Origin of the sequence: Sinorhizobium kostiense (genome assembly GCF_017874595.1) — a bacterium.
GTDB lineage: Bacteria > Pseudomonadota > Alphaproteobacteria > Rhizobiales > Rhizobiaceae > Sinorhizobium > Sinorhizobium kostiense.
Genome location: NZ_JAGILA010000010.1, coordinates 1 through 18,089 on the forward strand (window position 1 = coordinate 1; position 18,089 = coordinate 18,089).

Consider the following 18,089-nt stretch of genomic DNA (forward strand, 5'->3'; position numbering starts at 1 on the left):
GGCAGCAGCTCGACCCGGGGCCGGCCCTCAGGGGCGACAAAGACACTGCGCAGCGCCTCGTGACGGGCAAACAGACGGTCAAGGCTGCGCCGCCAGGCGACGCGGTCGAGCGCTCCGCGCAGCCGCAAGCCCAACGGGATGTGATAGTTGGTGCTGCCCTCGTCGAGCTGCGCCAAAAACCACAGCCGCTGCTGCGCAAACGACAGCACCAGCGGCTCGTCGCGCGCCACGGCGACAATCGCCGGGAGGTCCTTGGGACCGGCGCGGCGCAACTGTTCGGCGATGCTTTCCGCCAGGTCGGCAAGCACCGGCCTGGCGAACAGGGTCGCCAGCGGCACCTCGACACCGACAGCCTGCGGCAACCGGCTCGAGAGCTGCACCGCCAGCAGCGAGTGGCCGCCGAGCTCGAAGAAGTTGTCGTGGCGGCCGATCCGCTCGATGCCGAGACGCTCTTGCCACATCGCCGCCAGTGCCGTCTCGATCTCGCCGCGCGGCGCCTCGAAAACCCGGCGCGCATAGGCTGAGTCGGCAGGGGCCGGCAGTGCCTTGCGGTCGAGCTTGCCGTTGGCCGTCAGCGGCAGCACATCCAGCCGCACGAAGGCCGACGGCACCATGTAGGCCGGCAGCAGGCTACCGAGATGGGCCCGCAACGCCGCCGCAAGCTCGGCACCATCCGCTTCATCCGACCCGTCTGCCGTCTTCGCAACCACATAGGCGACAAGCCGCTTGTCGCCGGTCGCATCCTGGCGCGCCACGACGGCCGCATCGCCGACAAGCTCATGCTCCAGCAGCCGGGCGGCGATCTCGCCCGGCTCGATGCGCAAGCCGCGGATCTTCACCTGCTCGTCGTTGCGGCCCAGAAACTCGAGATTGCCATCCGGCAGATAGCGCGCCAGGTCGCCGGTCCGATAGAGACGATCGCCTTCGACAAAGGCACTGGCGATGAACCGCTCCGCCGTCAGATCGGGCCGGTTGAGGTAGCCGCGCGCAACCACTGCCCCGCCGATATAGAGCTCGCCCACTGCCCCGAACGGAACAGGCTGACCATGATCGTCCAGCAGGTACACCCGCGCGTTCGCGATCGGACGGCCGATCGGGACGTTCGCGGATACAGCTGGCGCTGCCGGAACCTCATAAAAGAGACAGCCGACGATCGTTTCGGTGGGGCCGTACTCATTCACCATTCTGGCCGCAGGCTGGACCCTGCGCCACAATTCGACTGTCGAACCGAACAGCGCTTCACCGCCAATGATAAACAGGTCAACCTGGCTGGCGGCAGAGTCCGCCAGCATCTGTTGCCCAAGAGCGTCCAGATGGCTCGGGGTGATGTCGATGATCCCGCAATGCGAGCGGATCCTTTCCTTTACCCCCTCGACCTCGTCTCGCCTGACAAGCTGTGCATGGCCACCACACATCAAGGGCGCAAACAGGCTGGTAATAATGGCATCGAAGGCCAAGGACGAGGAGACCACCGAGGAAGACCTGGGCACGTAGGCCCCACAGGCAAAGTGCAAATAGTTCACCAATCCCCGATGCTCGACCATGACGCCCTTGGGCGTGCCGGTAGAGCCTGATGTGTAGATGATGTAGGCGAGGTGGCTGGAGCTCAGGCCGAGCGCATGCGGGTCGGGATCGTCAGCGGGCTGGTCGGCCCAGGGAAGCTCGCCGTCCGAAAAGTCGACCACGCTCAGGCTTGCAATCGCCTCGACGCCCAGCGCTTCGCGGCCGGCGGCATCGCAAAGCATGAGTTGCGGGGCGGCATCGTCGAGCACCTGCCGCAGCCGCGCGCTCGGATAGGCCGGGTCGAGCGGCAGATAGGCGCCGCCGGCTTTGAGGATCGCCAAGACCCCCACCACCATCGCCGGGCTGCGCTCGAGGCAGATCGCCACCGGCTGGTCGGGCTTCACCCCAAGCCCGATCAGATGATGGGCCAGCCGGTTGGCCTCGGCGTTGAGTTCGCCATAGGAGATCGACCGCCGTTCGAAGACCAGCGCCACCGCGTCGGGCGCCCGGCGCACCTGCGCCTCGAACAGCTCGTGGGCGCACAGATCCGACGGATAGTCCGCGTCCGTCAGGTTAAGCTCCTCCAGCAGATAGCGGCGCTCAGCGGCCGGCAGGATGTCGAGCTCGCGCACCGGCCTGTCGGGAGCCTGCTCCAATGCTTCCGCCAGCTGCTCGAGCGCCCGCTGCATGTAGCCGCAGATGCGATCGGGGGAGATCGGCTCGACCGCGTCCGCCGTGAGCCCCAGTGCCTCGCCAAAATCATCCACCGACAGGGTCACGGGATAATTGGTGCGTTCCTCGCTCCCCAGCCATTCCATGCCGGACAGCACGTCGCTTGCTCCCACGTCGGACATGGCCGGCGTGCTTTGGGCCGGCGTGTTGTGGGCCGGCGTGGCGTGGCGATAGTTCAGCAGCGCACTGAACAATGGCGCTGGTGCGACAACGCCGCTGCAGCGTTGCGCCAATGCCAGCGGGGCATGCTCGTGTGAGAGCAGCTCGGCCAGACGGGCGTGGGCGATACGCACACTTTGCTCAACCCCGGTGCCATCCAGATCCAGTCGCAACGGCAGGGTATTCATAAACAGGCCCATGGCACGGTCGGCGCCGGCACCGGCATGCATGCGGCCGAACAGCATCGTGCCGAACACCACTTGCTCGCGGCCGCTGCTCCGCGCCACCACCTGGCCCCAGGCCAGATGGCAAAGGCTCGCCAGGCTCACCCCCAGCCGCCGCGCCTGGGCCCGCAGCCGATCGTTGAGCGCCTGCGGCAGCATCCGCTGCGCCTCGCGGGATCCGCGGCCATCGCCGCGAACCTCGCTCAGCCCGAACGGTGTGGTCGGCTCGTCGATGTCGGCGAGCATCTCCCGGAAGAACGCTTCATGCTCTTCGGACGAAACGCCGAGACGGGCCTGCGCCACCAGATTGCGGAACGGCTGCGGCGGCGCCAGCTCATGCGCGCGCCCCTCGAGCACGGCCCGGACCTCGGCATGCATCACTTCGGCCGTCGTGTGATCGCCGATCAGATGATGCCGCAACACCAAAAGCAGCCAGCGCTCGCTGCCTGGCTCGCGCGCAATCACGAACCGCATCAGCGGCGCCTGGCCAAGGGCGAGACGGTAGTGGCGCGGATCGAACCGGCGCTTCAGCCGTTCGTGGCCGGGACCGCCATTCTCGTCCAGCTCGACCTCGCTCACCGCCAGCGGCGCCTTGCGCCACACAACCTGCGCCGGGCTCGACAGTCCCTGCCAGACAAAGGCGGTGCGCAGGATATCGTGCCGGTCGACCACCTGTTGAACCGCAGCCAGGTAGCGGTCGAGCAGGCCCCGATCGGCAAAGGCCATCTGCGAGACCAGCAGATAGGGATCGCCCTCGGTTGCCAGCAAATGGTGGAACAGAATGCCGTCCTGCAGCGGCGACAGGCCATAGATATCCTGGATGTTGCCGACGCCGTCGGGCACCGTCGACACGATCCAGTCGATCTCTTTCTGGGTCAGATCGATCAGCGGCAGCATCTCTGGCGTGATCGCCGTGCTCTCTTCGGTGATCCGGTTGGCCGGCACCGCCACCTCGTGGTGGCTGCCAAGGCTTGCGGCGAGATCACAAAGCACCGGCTTGGCGAACAGGGTGCGCACCTCCACCCCGAGCGACTGCCGCCGCAGCCGCTCCATCAGCTGCACTGCCAGCAATGAGTGACCGCCGAGTTCGAAGAAGTTATCGTGGCGGCCGACCCGCTCGATGCCGAGAAGCTCTTCCCAGATCCCGGCCAGCGCCGTTTCGACCGCGCCCTGCGGCGCTTCATAGGCTCGCCGCGCATAGGCCTCGTCGTCAGGAACCGGCAGTGCCTTGCGGTCGAGCTTGCCGTTCGGCGTCAGCGGCAGTGCGTCCAGCCGCACGAAGGCTGACGGCACCATGTAGTCCGGCAGCAGGCCACCGAGATGGGCCCGCAACGCCGCGGCAAGTTCCGCGCCATCGGCCTCGTCCGACCCGTCCGTCCTCTTTGCAACCATATAGGCGACGAGCCGCTTGTCGCCGGCGTGATCCTCCCGCGCCACCACCACCGCCTCGCCGACAAGCTCATGCTCGCAGAGCCGGGCGGCGATCTCGCCCGGCTCGATGCGGAAGCCGCGGATCTTCACCTGCTCGTCGTTGCGGCCCAGAAACTCGAGATTGCCGTCCGGCAGATAGCGCGCCAGGTCGCCGGTCCGGTACATGCGGGCATCCGCCTCGCCGCTGAACGGATCGGTCAGGAACCGCTCCGCCGTCAGCTCCGGGCGATTGAGGTAGCCGCGCGCAACCCCTGCCCCGCCGATATAAAGCTCGCCCACAGCCCCGAACGGAACGGGCTGGCCATGGTCGTCAAGCACATAAAGCCGCGTGTTCGATATCGGACGCCCGATCGGGATTGACGTGAGGCCTTCGAGATCGCCCGTTATTTCGAATGAGGCACATCCAACGGTGGCCTCTGTCGGACCAAAATGGTTAATCAGGCGCACATTTGGAAAACGCCGCTGCCAAAATCGCATGTCGGCTGGAACTAGGGCTTCGCCGCCAACCATAAGTGCTTTTGTTGGAGCTTCTTCCTTCCCATCATGCATCGTTTTGTTAAGCATGCTCAGATGCGAGGGAGTAACCTTGACCAAATCGAAGGTTTGTCCATCCGTCGATTCAGCAAGAGAGTTAATTTGGACAGCCGGATCTAGAAGATGAAGTTTCGTTCCCGCCAGCAGCGGCCCGAATAGGGTCGTAACGATGCCATCAAAAGTCATCGAATGCGTTACAGGCGAGCCATTCGAAGTTCTCTGGTAAAAGCTTCGATTTGACCACTGCAAATAGTTCGACAACTGTTGATGCTCGACCATGACGCCTTTTGGCGTTCCGCTAGAGCCTGATGTGTAGATGACATAGGCGAGATGGCGCGCTGTCAGGCCGAGGGCGTGCGGGTCGGGATCGTCAGCGGGCTGGTCGGCCCAGGAAAGCTCGCCGTCCGAGAAGTCGATCACGCTCAGATCGGCGAGTGCCTCGGCGCCCAGCGCTTCGCGGCCGGCGGCATCGCAAAGCATGAGCCGCGGGGCGGCATCGTCGAGCACCTGCCGCAGCCGCGCGGAGGGATAGGCCGGGTCGAGCGGCACATAGGCACCGCCCGCCTTGAGGATCGCCAGCAACCCCACCACCATCGCCGGGCTGCGCTCCAGGCAGATGGCCACCGGCTGGTCCGGCTTGACCCCAAGGTCGATCAGATGATGGGCCAGCCTGTTGGCCTTAGCATTCAGTTCGCCATAGGAGATCGACTGCCCTTCGAAGACCACTGCCACGGTGTCGGGCGCCCGGCGCACCTGCGCCTCGAACAGTTCATGGACGCAAAGCTCCGACGGATAGTCCACTTCCGTCCGGTTCAGATCTTCAAGAAGATAGCCCCGCTCCTCAGCTGACAGCAGCTCGATCCGGCCGACCGGTTGCTGTGGATTGAGTGTAGCGACGCTTAGAAAATTCTCTAGATGCTGCGTAACATTGCCGATTTTCTCGGGCGCCCAGCGATTTTCATCAATGTGCCACCTAAAGCTCCCGTCGACCGCGTTGATTTCAAGCGTCAGTAAGCTGCCTGGCAGGATCATTTCCGACTCGGGATTGGACCCAAGTTCGTCAACTGAAGGGCCGTGGCTCATCGTCGTCATCATAACGCCAATTGGCCACGGTTGACGCAATTGCAGCCCTTTGTCGCCCGACAGTGCCGGGCTACGTGCTATGAGATCGCGGGCAAAGCTAGTGTGTCTACGCAATAGAACACATTCAGCCGCGACCGTCGCGCGTAGCTCAGAAAAACCGTGATTGACGTCGATGGTAATTTCCATCGGCACGATAGACGCTATAAGCTTCTGCGCCAGACGCCCATCAATCTGCGTTTCATCGAGTGCTGGACGCCAACCTAGCTGAAGCTCTGCTTCACCTGCCGTGCGGGCCAAATAAATCAACCAAGCACTCAACAAGCATTCCACGCGTTGCGTCGGCGAGAGTTCTGCCAAGGCATCTATATTGCGCCAGGAGCTCGTGTGCCATTTGGGCGGTTGTTCGCCCAGAAGAGACGAAACATAAGGTAGCTGCGATGGTTTGAATGTCTCAAGTCGCCGCAGCCAAAATCTCTCCCGTGGAGCCAACGCTTCACAGATAGTAGTTATGGACAATGCGTGGTCATCGCTCAAAATCGCGAGACGGTCACCTACATTCAGACAAGAGCGTTCTGCGAGTGCTATCGCATCGACGAACGGGCCATTGGGAGCACCAAACCAAAGATCAACGTCTTCTGTTTCCGTCGCGACACGCCAGTGGTCTGGATGTATTTCGAGCAGGGAGCCTGGCTGATAATCAGAAGCCCGAGTGGATACCTCCAAGCGCCGAACCGGGATAGCATCTTCTCCGACGACAACCTTAGGCAAGCACAACGGATTCGGATGATAAGGGCCGAAGTCCAAACCACGAGCAATCGCTGATAATTCCTGCGCGGACTGGTTCCATCTTAGACAACCAGCGGCAATAGGCCGTTGCTTCCTCGGAAAATAGGTCCTGTTTGCCAGCTGCTGCGGGCGGCCCTGGAGATCGGCCCGCGCTATTTTCGCTAGAAGAGCGCGAAACCCTTCTATCGCGGCATCATAGCATTTAAGGTTGAGGGTCAATGCCGTATCGGTTGATGCAATGGGCACCGGGCACTGCACAACTACGTTGCCCGTGTCAATACCAGGATCCATGTGATGCCACGAAATGGCGTATTGGCTCTCTTGCGCCAGAATTGCCCAGCTTGTCGCGTGGGTCCCTGCGTAACGCGGCAGTGGGCTGTCGTGATAATTGAACGCACCTACACGTGCTTGCTCCAATAAATGAGCTGGCAAGATAACGGGATTAACGACGGAAAATATCAAATCGACATTCACATCGCATAGAAATTCATAGGTCTGGTCGACGTTATCGAAGCAATGGATGCCTAAATGAGTAGCCCAGGTACGGAACACATCATCTGTAGGTAGAACGGCGGGTACGGAACAGCCCATTTCCTTTGCCATCTGTGCACATCTAATACTAAGCGTGCCACCACCGACAAAGATAACTGATAGGGTTGATGTAGTGCTGGGGTCTCCCAGATCTTGGCCGCAGCCCTCATGGCTATTCGAGCTTTCCGGACGCGACAAATCGATCATTTTTGGTCCTCTTCAGCGATCTCGTGCTCACGCGTTATCAATAGTCCATCCAGCCGTTGCCAGTGGGCGCGATGAGAACATCGTCACCATCGCTGCCGAGGAGGCTGTTGTAACTTGGGCCACCATGGATTAGCACTGCAGCTAATCATGGTTTAACGCCTCAACATCATCTCCTTTACCGTTACCCCACATCGGCCCGTTGGCCTAATCGATTGATTTGATGGGAGCTATTCAAATATCGGCTTCATCGGCGCGCTTTACTTCACAGCTTCCAATGTATGGACCGACGCACCCCGTTCTGACTGTCCATCCGATTGGCGTTGGTGCGCGAGCTCTGCCGTCCACCAAAGACGGTCCCGGTTCTCGCCCAGTCTCTCGCTGTGGAACGGCTAGTTTCATCGGCGCCCGCGGTCTTCTGGCGACCACCGCATCCCAGGCGAGCCGCGTTGAGCGTGTCTACGGGAGGGGCAAATTTTGCAGAACAATGGGATGGCGCTCACGGGACCATTTACGGTGTCCGACATTGGCGAAGCTCTAACAATGCGCGTAACCCGTAGAGCCCGCCGTCATCTACGCAATCTGCGCCAGCATATCCGCGATACGTGATGATGCGCACGCATCGGTTCGACGTGCGCCTTTCAAGAGCGCACTTCGAAACGTAGATTTGGAGGGTCGAACTCGGGAAAAGTAACGATTTACGTGCGCGCCCCTCGGCGCTGACCTTCCCTGCGTATGCTGGACTTAAAACCTGGCCGGGACGCGGGTGGATTTCCGCAGCAGAGGTGCTCCGCGGCTGCGGCCTTGCTTTATTGGCAGATGCGGCTTCGTGGCGCCGACTGATCGGCATCTACGCGCCTGACGACGTGACGGGCGCGTAGCGAAATTTGCCTGGTCCGGGCGCATCCAGATAGTTCCGCCGCAGCGTGAGCTACAGCGCCCTGCGCCCAATCAGACGCGCAAAGGACGCTGCAGCACTTTGAATTGCTGCATGTATTTATCCTTAAATCGGGTATGTAAGGAAACATGCAGGAGTACGCTACCGAATTTCGAGTCACTTTAATCTCAGCGTGCCCGCCAACGGCGGCAGACGCTATTTGTTCAAGGCGTCCTTGAGAGCTTTTGCCGGCGTGAAGGTCAACTTCTTCGCAGCAGCAACCTTGATGGTGGCACCGGTTGCCGGATTACGCGCTTCCCGCTCCGGCGTGTCCTTTACCTTGAACTTGCCAAAGCCGGGGATCGACGTTTCGGAGCCAGCAGTTGCCGCGGCAGTGATCGCGCCGAAGACTGCTTCGACGATCGCCTTCCCTTGGGCCTTGGTGAGTTGATGATCAGCGGCGATCTTGTCGGCAATTTCATTGGTGGTGGTCATGCATTCCCCTTCCTCAAAGAAGAAGAGCATTCACCGCAGAGCCAGCCCTGTCACGCAATTGTTTGCCTTGTTGCCACGTGACTGGTGCATTTCCACAACTTCCGCACTCCCTATGCCCGTCTACCTCTCTCTCTCTCTCTCTCTCTCTCTCTCTCTCTCTCTCTCTCTCTCGCAGGCGGTTAAGGCGGCGGCTGACCGGCGGTCTAGTTGGCGATGCGAGGGCCGCGTCAATATGTCGGTTCCGCTACGAATGTCGGAGACGGGACATACATGGAGCGGTCTCCCCACGTTGTATTTGAAACTGTTTTCCTTTGGCACGATTACTGCATCGGACGGTTGGCAACCGTCGCGGTATGCAATCCCATATAAGGAGAGGTGAGCGCAATGCAGATGCGCGCGTTAACAGTCCACTGTGCCGTCACGGAGTGGCAGCCGCGAAGACGATCGAGCAGGGCCACCCCAGGTCCGGCGGCGATGTTCAAGGTACACAAATTTGGCAGGAGAACCCGAGCATATTGCATCGCTCTCCCGCGATCAGCTCGACGGGTGAACAGCGTCTCGCGCTGGTCATCGATATAGCCCACGAGATAAATCAGCCACCAAGACGGGAGCTACATCAACATGAACTGGAATATGAAATGTTTGGCCCAAGCAAGTACCATCGCCTTGCTCTGGACCGCTAGCGCTGCGTCGGCGCACGAAGGTATGTGGATGCCCGACCAGACTGCAGAAATCGGCGCGGCCATGCGCGCGGATGGGCTCCAGATCGATCCCGCCCAGCTGAGCCGTCTCGACGCTGCCCCGCTCAACGCGATCGTCTCACTCGGCGGATGCTCCGCCTCCTTCGTCAGTCCCGAAGGGCTGGTCGCGACCAATCACCACTGCGTAGTGGGATCCCTCCAGAACATCAGCAAGGAGGGCGAGGACCATCTCACAAACGGCTTTCTGGCGAGAAGCCTGAGTGAAGAATTGCCTGCGGCTCGCGGCAGCCGCATCTATGTTATCGAAGATCAACGGGAAGTGACCGCCGACATGCTCAAGGGAATCTCGGCCGACCTGACCGGTTTTGCCCGCCATGAGCAGCTCGACGCGAACCGCAAGGCCCTGATCGCCGCGTGTGAAGGACAGCCCAACCGCCGCTGCGACGTGCGGGCCTATTATGGTGGCGCCTCCTACTACCTTCAGCAGAAGCTCGAAATTCAGGACGTGCGCCTCGTCTATTCGCCCGCACGTGGCATCGGTGAATTCGGCGGCGAAAAGGATAATTGGATGTGGCCACGCCACACAGGCGACTTCGGCTTTTATCGCGCCTATGTCGCTCCTGATGGTTCCTCCCGGCCTTATGCGCCTGACAATGTGCCTTACCGGCCGAAGAACTGGCTGCGCATCGCTCGCGAAGGCCTGAAAGAGGGCGATTTTGTGATGGTCGCTGGCTTTCCCGGTACTACCGATCGGTTTCGCACCGCTGGGGAAGTCCGGTTCAACTTTGCGAAGTACGAACCGCTATGGCAGCGTTGGCTCTCGAATTATGCCGCCCAGATAAAGCAGGCCACGCTAGGCAACCGCACTGCGCAGATCCGCTACGCCTCCATCCTGCAAGGCGTGGAAAACTACGCGAAGAAGCTGGCGGGCGATCTCGCCGGCGCTGATGCGGTTGGGCTCAACGCTCGCAAGGCCACCGAGGAGACAGCTTATCGCAACTGGGTCGCTGCCGATCCCGCGCTGCAGGCGCGCTATGGCGCGGCGGTCCTCGAGCTGGATGCCAGAGTGGAGGAGAGCAGCCGGGCCTCGCTCCAGGGGCTGGGGGCGGCGCTGCTCGGCCAAGCGCGGATCCTCTCATCCGCACGCACGCTCTATCGCTGGGCGAAGGAGCACGAGAAACCAGATGCCACCCGCGAAAGCGGCTTTCAGGATCGTGACCGCAGCGAGACCATCGATCGACTGACGCAGCTCGAACGCGAGTATCTGCCCGACATCGATCGCAAGCTGTTCGAGGCCGCACTCGAGGAATATCACCGGCTGGACGCGAAGGACCGCGACACTGCGTTCGAGACCGCTCTGGGCCAAATCGGCCTTGATCGACTCTATGCAGACACCAAACTCGCCGACACGGCTACGCGGCTCGGCTGGCTCGATAAACCGGCTGCTGCTTTCGAGGCATCGGACGATCCTTTCATCAAGCTGGCGGTTGCACTTTATCCCGGCGAGATAGCCGCGGAGCGCACGAACAAGGATCTCGCCGGCCGCACGCAGGCGGCGCGCGCGACTTATATGCAGGGCCTGCTTGCCTATAGGAAGGCGATCGGCCGGCCCGTGTATCCCGACGCAAATGGATCGCTGCGCCTCACCTGGGGCAAGGTGGCGAGGCGAACGCAAGACGGGCAGATCTGGACGCCCTTCACCACGGCTGAGGGACTGCTGGCCAAGCATACCGGAAAGGGTGAGTTCGACGCACCCGAAGCCGCCATTGCCGCGATTCGCGCTAAGGACTATGGCCCCTATGTCGCGCCAGCGCTGGGCACGTTACCGGTCGACTTCCTGTCCACGGTCGACATTACCAGTGGCAATAGCGGCTCGGCGACGTTGAATGGGCGCGGCGAGCTCGTTGGTCTCGCCTTCGACGGCACGCTAGAGGGCGTGATTGGGGACTGGGCCTTTCCCGGAGATCGCAATCGCAGCATCCACGTCGACAGTCGTTTCATGCTCTGGACCATGGACAAGATCGACGGCGCCGGCCGGTTGCTCAAGGAAATGGGAGTGCCGCCGGCGTGGGCTGGAAAACGTTTGTAATGATGACAATGCGCTCGATCGGCTCGTCAGAAACAGCACTAAGGCTTGCCCGCAGGTTGGTGGACCGTCACCTCCAACCAGCTCGCCGCGGTCTCCTTCTGCTGCTCCAAGGTGAATGAGAAAAGCCCGCGGGGGCCTGGACACGCGCCTTGGAGTTACATTCAGATTATGTGCGCAGGGGCCGCACCGCTATCCCCCTTGCTGCTCCTCAGCGGAGCCAGGTGCACAACCTGTTGTGAGTGCCCGTTCCGCACCCTAAGCTGGCACTCATGCTTTTGCGACTATCGATCTTTCACCCCCCTCTCCTGCCTCGCCAACCGAAGGGAGACCAGCCGTGGACTACATTGAGAAATCAAGCGAGCGACAATACACAATAGCGGGCTGGAGCATCCCCGGGGTTGCTCGTGAGGGGAGCGGGTGACGTTCAACACCACCAGCCTGCCATGGTGTCGCCCCTCTGAGGGAATTTGCGGAATCTTCAACACACTACCGGCTGTTGTTTGCAAAATACTTTCGCAGTTGGAGCGCCGGGGCGCTGGCCCACGGATATTGGTGAGCACCACTCACTCAGTCGATCCATCACCTTGTCACGGCTCACCATTGAGCGCTCCATCAGGCGCCGATCGCGCGTAACTGGAGAACGCGAGGCTTTGACGCCGGGGCTAACGCTACCCCGCGATGAATACTGCAGTTAGTACTAGTCCATTTGCAATGCTGAAGCGGCCGCGGAGTTCCCAAGCACAATTGCGGGTCGGCATGAGCGTGTTCGGAAGCCGAGCAACAAACGTCCCGTCCGGAATGAAAGTGATCACCGCGTCCTCGAATTCCAGCCATTCACGTGTGAGCGGAAACCACGCCTTGAAGATGCTCTCCTTGGCACTGAAGAGCAATCGGCCCCAATTGAGGCGCCTTGGTGCGTTGGCCAGCCACTCTCGCTCCTCGTTAACCGAAATGAGCTCCAACACGCCCGACGGCAGCTCCTCATCGACTTCTGCATCGATTCCGAGCGCAACGTAGTCCTCCTGCAGGGCCACAGCGGCGGCACAGAATCCAGCACAATGTGTTATGCTGCCGACTATGCCGGCTGGCCAAACTGGAGCCCGGTCAGGTCCACTTGGGATGGCGCACGGAGGAAAGCCAAGCTTGGCTAATGCCGATCTGGCACAGGCTCGTCCGACGGAGAATTCACGCCTCCTGCTTTCGATCGCCCCAGCCACGGCACTCGCTTCTTCGGGCATCACTTCTGGGCCTCTACTTGCCCGAGAGGTTTGCACGGCTATATTGGATGGAAGCAGCGTCTCTATCACTTGAGATTTCCTTTCGCTCGAGCACAATTGAGTACCGCATGGAACGTTGCGCTTACGGCTGGCTACGGTCGCCGGACGCTGTTTTTTCGAGCGGCTTAAGCACTACAGCGCCGCGCGTCTTATCAGACGCGCAAAGGTCGCTGTAGCACTTTGAATTGCTGCATGTTTTTGTCCTTAAAGTGGATACGATTTAAGGAAACATGCAGTAGCAGCCAAGGGTGCATGACCTCGGATTAGCGGTGCAGGAGCATTCCTTTGAGGTTGTTGAACTGCTTGACCGCTACAAAGATGGCAAGCAGTCCTGCCAGTAGCTCAGCAGCTGCCTGGCTGATCAATAATCCCGTGAATCCCCAAATACGAGGAAATAGTAGTATGGCTGGTACGAAGAGATATCCTTGCCTTGCGAAGGAAACGACGGCACTCAGGCGTGCTCTCCCGAACGACTGAAGCATGGTTATTACCACGTATTGGACGCCAAACAGCCCGAAAAAGAGATGGAACATAATACAGGTGGAGACAGCGATTTCAGTCACATCCTCGCTGTCGCTGAAAAGGCTGACGATTGGCCGGGCGAAAATCACAACCACAGCAGAAAAGCTGACTGAAAAGGCGCAGACTGTGGAAAGCATGAACGTCGCGGCCTTCTGCACCCGAGCAAAATCCTGTGCTCCCCAACTGAAACCAAGGACCGCCTGTGAGCCGATGCAAAATCCAACGATCGGGAATGTCCCGATTGTTAGCAATCGTGCGGCTATACCCACAGCGGCAATCGAATTGTCGCCGAACGTGGCAGCAGCCCTGTACAAGAACATAAATGAAGCCGCTGTCAAAATACCGGTGATCGTCGCTGGGGCTCCAACGGCGGCTATCTGCTTTAATCGGTCGCCCCTCGAAGTGATGTAGGAAGCTCGGAAACGGACAATCCCGCGTTGCTTGGCGAAATATACGATGTACATGCTGGTGGCGACGATCTGGGACAACAGTGTTGCCAGCGCCGCTCCGCGAACTCCGAGATCCAGAGTGAAAATCAGAAGCGGATCGAGCAGGGCGTTCAACGTGAAAGCCGTAATCATCGTCCACATGCTGAACCGGGTGTTACCCTCAGCCCGTACGATGAACCCACTGACCATGTTCAACAGGATAAGAGTATAACCAACCAGGAGCGTCGAGGCATATTCGAGCGCGGCTGGCATTATCGTTGGACTGGCGCCGAGCAAAGTGAGAGCGTCGCGCAAGCTGAAAAGGATGGTGACAGTAAGCGTCGTTCCGATCGGAACCACGAGACCGAGTGCCAAGCTCGCACCACGACTCGCTTCCAATGAATTGCCAGCTCCAAGATTGCGGGACACGAATGATGCTGTACCGGCCCCGATCCCCTGCCCTACCGCAGACAGCAGCACCACCAACGGCAAAGCAATGCTGACGGCCGCGATGGCCTGGGGGCCAAGCGTACCGACAAAGATTGCATTCACCGCTTGCTGAATTCCATTGATCGACAAACCGATAATCGACGGAATGGAAAGGCGCATGATGAGGTGGGAAACCTTGCCGTCCAACAAACTAATGTGGTCTGCCGGCGATGCCATGCGTTCGTCTTTGCCTTTGATATGTAGCTCCAACGGCCTCATCTGTTGGCCTCTGCAAACGCATCGACAGTCCGTTGCAGCTCTTCGCGCAAGGTTGTGCAGAGGCTGCGGGTAGATTCGTAGCCCACTTGTCTCGGATCGTATCTCACTTCAATCTGTAGTTTGCCCGACTGGCATCCGACACGAAACCAAAAGAGATAGTTCATAACTGACTGATTCATATCTTCGCCGATCCACAGCGGGTGTGGATCTGTGGATAGCAGGCGGCGCGGATAGTGACGTTGGAGTCTCGCTCGATAGTTCACTCCGATCCGGGGTAACGGCAGACGATCGACCCGCTCCCGCACGGCGGGATGCCGATTCAAGAACTTCAATGCCCGGAAACCTATGCCCTTGCGCGGCAGGGCGCTGCGTTGCTGATATATAGAGCGAGCCCGGTCTTGACGAGACTCCGTTCCGGCAACGTATAACGGCAGGGGTACCAGTTCACCGATGTAGCCAATCGTTTGCGACGGATCGATGTCGTCGAATAGACCTCCCCGGGTCGAAGTGAGACTGTCAATCCAGAGCGAGTAATTTCCGAAAGCGCGGCCAAATGCTCCCGAGATAGCCGCGAGCAATATATCAAAATCTTCGCAATGCGCAGATGTCGGCACAATCTTGAGAAGGCGCGCCGTCGTCTCCTCATCGATCCTTAGACGGTATGTGGCCTGATCCTTCCATAGCGGCCTGCAGAATTTCTCTTCGATTGGCCCATCGAAGCCTTCATAGTGGAGCCACCTCGCAGTTTCAGCCGAAAATCCCGCCGGACGTGACCCGGCGTCACTTACACGGATATCAAACAACTCATACCGCAGACTCTCCCAATGTGGGAGTTCGGCTGGCGCTTCGCCATTCGCGTAATCATTCAATCGGGCGAGCCATTGAGAAAGGGGCGTGGTCCCTGGATCTGCAGCGATTCGGCCTGCAGCAAGCGAGCTATAAGCTTTATCGAGCGCATTCAGGAACAGCCTGTATCCAACCCCGTCTGCTACAAAGTGATGCAGCAGAACAAGCAAATAGTAATCGCCGGTTTCTGATGTCCTGAAGGCTGAGACTTTGACAAGAGGCGTCCGACCGTCAAATCGAAAACCGTGCTGACGCTCAGCACAGGCGCGCTCAATGATCGTTAGTTGTTCTGATGTGGCTACTCCGACAAGGTCTAGTTCCTCTACGGGGCAATCTGCTATTGATCCGATTACCTGAGATAGGCCCCTGTCCGTTTGCTTAATACGGAGCCTCAGTCCTTCCTCCCGCCCGATGACATGCACAACGGCACGCTCAAGAATGGAAATATTCAGGAGACCGGCGGGCATGAAGAAAAGATCGCCAATGTTGTAGTGCTCGCCGAGTCCGACGATACGATTCCAATGTGTGACTGCAGGGGTTACCGGCAGCGGTCCCTTGAGGGTCGCACATGTCGCCGCCGGCGCTTGGTGCGTTGCCAGTTGCCGGATCGTCGGTGTCCGGTGCAACTGACCGACCGTCAAGTCTACTCCCGCGTTACGCGCCAGTGTGACGCACCGCACACTCAGAAGCGAATTTCCGCCGATGTCGAAGAAGCTGTCATCAATGCCGATAGCTTTGGTGCCCAACAGCTCTTGCCAAATCGCAGCGAGGAGTTGCTCCCTTTCCGTGCGCGGTTCAGCCGATCTCGTTTTTCGGATCGGGCGGGATGAAATGGAAGACAAGCGAGCCCGATCTATTTTCCCGCTGGGTGTGAGCGGCATACGTTCCACCATCCGAAAATCCGACGGCAGCATGTAAGACGGAAGTGCCTGCCGCAGATGAGTTAGAATGTCTCCTGAGGTCAGATTTTCGTGAGCTGGGGCCAGAAGGGAAACGAGCTGCCGATCGTCATCCGCGCCTTCTACCAGAACCGCGGCTCGCGCAACGCCAGGATGAGATTCAAGCGCCGCTTCAATTTCCTCCAGCTCAATTCTGAAACCCCGAAGCTGAATTTGGTTGTCCGCGAGGTGAGACTTGATCTCTCCAAGTTCGATCCGGTGCCCCCGGAGCTTGATCTGACGATCTCGTCTACCTAGACATTCCAGAAGGCCGTCTGCCCTGATGCGTCCGAGATCGCCGGTCCTGTAGAGGTGCCGATAGGATGGGTGGTCGGAGAACGGGTTTGGCACAAAGGCGTCTCTGGTACGGTCGCTATCATTGATGTATCCGTCGGCGACGCCGACTCCGCTGACATAGATCTCGCCGACCTCCCCCGCTTTGCACAGGCGCAAACCATTGGCGACATAAACCTTAAGATTGGAAATCGGCCTACCGATGGGCACATAGGTGTCAGCTGGGCTGGGTGGGATCGATATCAAATGGTGCGTCACCCCGTCCGCACATTCTGTCGGGCCGTAATGATTGAGAATGGGGACTTGAGGATAGAGTGTCAGCCAACTGCGCGCCAAGGCAGGCGTCAGCGGTTCGCCGACCGTGGATACCATGCGTAAGGCACCGAGGAGCCGCTCCTTGGCTGAGAGCGTCTGCAGGTGTTCAACGAACATGGCGAGCACCGATGGAACGAATTGGACGATTGCGATCCGATGTGCCTGCAGTGCTTTAAGAAGGGCCAAGGGAGATCTCAGTGTCGCATCATCTATGATCGCGACGCAACTGCCGACACACAATCCTGCCAAAAGCTGCCATAGGGAGATGTCAAAGCCATGAGAGGCAGTCTGTGCGACACAGTCCTGCTCACTTATTTCGAGCGCATTTATCTTGGCCATCAAATGGTTGTTTAGGCCCGCGCGCTGAACCATCACGCCCTTGGGCGTTCCCGTCGAACCGGACGTAAACAGAATGTAAGCGAGAGGGGGTTCAGCCGAAGATGGCATTGCAGGAGAGAAACGGCTACCGAGTAGCGCCGTCTCCACCGTCATGAATTGTCTGGCGCCGTCGCACTCCTTCTCAAAGAGACCAAGCGCTTCCAGTTTTTCTGGCCCGATAATCAGTGTGCATCCACTTTGCTTAATCATGAAGGAAAGTCGGGAGGCCGGTAAGGATGGATCGAGCGGCAAATATGTTGAGCCGCTTTTCAGAATGGCGATTACTGTGGCTGCCCAATTAGAGTTCCGTTCGCCGCAATAGGCCACGACCGCGCCATCCGCGCAGCGCTCCCGTACGGTGTTTGCGATGGTATCTGACAGCACCCGCAGCTCGCCATATGTGAGCTCCTCCGAGCCATGCTGGATCGCAATCCTGTCGGGGGATGATGCCGCAATCTTATCGATAGCCGCGACTACATCGATGAACTGGCTTCCGACAAATTCGGGCTTCGCAGGTCGACCTTCGTTAAGCATAAGTCTCCTCTCAGGGTGCGATCACTAGGTCACGGTCGGGAGGCCCTGACGCGTCGCGACGAGAGGTTTCAAAACTCGTGCCAATTACGCAAAGAGGAATGAAGCGCAATATCAACCGTTTAAATGAGGAGCAGGAAACCAGGTCGAACTACAGTTGTCGCTGACTCTACAAACAGACAGCGGTGCCGGTTACGCGCGTTTCTGAGGAATAGCGGTCAGAGTGTGAACCCGGCAACATTTCATTGTCGCGCTGTCTCGGATCCTGACGCGCCCCAAGACCCAGCGTGGGCAAAGAGGTTACCGGCCCTTTGCACCATCGGTATCGATGCACTACCAGCACTCTGCCGCAGGAAGCAAGGGACGGAAGCAGTGGCGGGATGGCAGGTCCGAGAGGCGAGCTTACAAGCAAGACTCACGCGTGCGGAGTCGGCTTTTTGTTTGGATGCTCGCCGCCATGCACTGGACCGGTAGCTTCTATAGCGCGCTTGCTACCGTTTCAA

At 59.5% G+C, this 18,089-nt stretch carries 6 protein-coding genes and 2 pseudogenes; 1 reads left to right on the forward strand and 7 read right to left on the reverse strand.

Going from position 1 to position 18,089, the window contains the following annotated elements:
- The 3 genes and pseudogenes from J2Z31_RS26260 to J2Z31_RS26265 all read right to left on the reverse strand — a co-directional run.
- Positions 1 to 6,023, reverse strand: a 6,023-nt coding sequence (locus J2Z31_RS26260; protein ID WP_234939685.1) for a non-ribosomal peptide synthetase, incomplete at its 3' end; no start/stop codon positions are given.
- 621 nt (positions 6,024 to 6,644) lie between these two features.
- Positions 6,645 to 7,190, reverse strand: a pseudogene (locus tag J2Z31_RS30040) (formyltransferase family protein); the annotation flags it as partial.
- Between the two features lie 1,090 nt (positions 7,191 to 8,280).
- Positions 8,281 to 8,559: an HU family DNA-binding protein gene (locus J2Z31_RS26265; RefSeq protein WP_028002333.1), complete on the reverse strand. Its 279-nt coding sequence runs from the start codon at positions 8,557 to 8,559 to the stop codon at positions 8,281 to 8,283.
- 621 nt (positions 8,560 to 9,180) lie between these two features.
- On the opposite strand from J2Z31_RS26265, the gene J2Z31_RS26270 reads away from it, so the two are divergent.
- Complete coding sequence (locus J2Z31_RS26270; RefSeq protein ID WP_209606275.1) at positions 9,181 to 11,349, forward strand: S46 family peptidase; 2,169 nt, start codon at positions 9,181 to 9,183, stop codon at positions 11,347 to 11,349.
- 668 nt (positions 11,350 to 12,017) lie between these two features.
- On the opposite strand, the gene J2Z31_RS29490 is transcribed toward J2Z31_RS26270, so the two are convergent.
- The 4 genes and pseudogenes from J2Z31_RS29490 to J2Z31_RS26285 all read right to left on the reverse strand — a co-directional run bounded on the left by J2Z31_RS29490 (position 12,018) and on the right by J2Z31_RS26285 (position 17,589).
- The gene (locus tag J2Z31_RS29490) at positions 12,018 to 12,383 is read right to left on the reverse strand and encodes a 4'-phosphopantetheinyl transferase family protein (RefSeq protein ID WP_328243666.1); all 366 of its coding nucleotides are present in this window, start codon (positions 12,381 to 12,383) and stop codon (positions 12,018 to 12,020) included.
- A gap of 6 nt (positions 12,384 to 12,389) precedes the next feature.
- A pseudogene (locus J2Z31_RS29495) lies at positions 12,390 to 12,587 on the reverse strand (4'-phosphopantetheinyl transferase family protein); the annotation flags it as partial.
- Positions 12,588 to 12,889: 302 nt separating this feature from the next.
- On the reverse strand, positions 12,890 to 14,242 hold the full coding sequence (locus J2Z31_RS26280) for an MATE family efflux transporter (RefSeq protein ID WP_234939686.1): 1,353 nt from the start codon (positions 14,240 to 14,242) through the stop codon (positions 12,890 to 12,892).
- A gap of 38 nt (positions 14,243 to 14,280) precedes the next feature.
- Positions 14,281 to 17,589: an amino acid adenylation domain-containing protein gene (locus J2Z31_RS26285; RefSeq protein WP_209606282.1), complete on the reverse strand. Its 3,309-nt coding sequence runs from the start codon at positions 17,587 to 17,589 to the stop codon at positions 14,281 to 14,283.
- Positions 17,590 to 18,089: the final 500 nt, after the last annotated feature.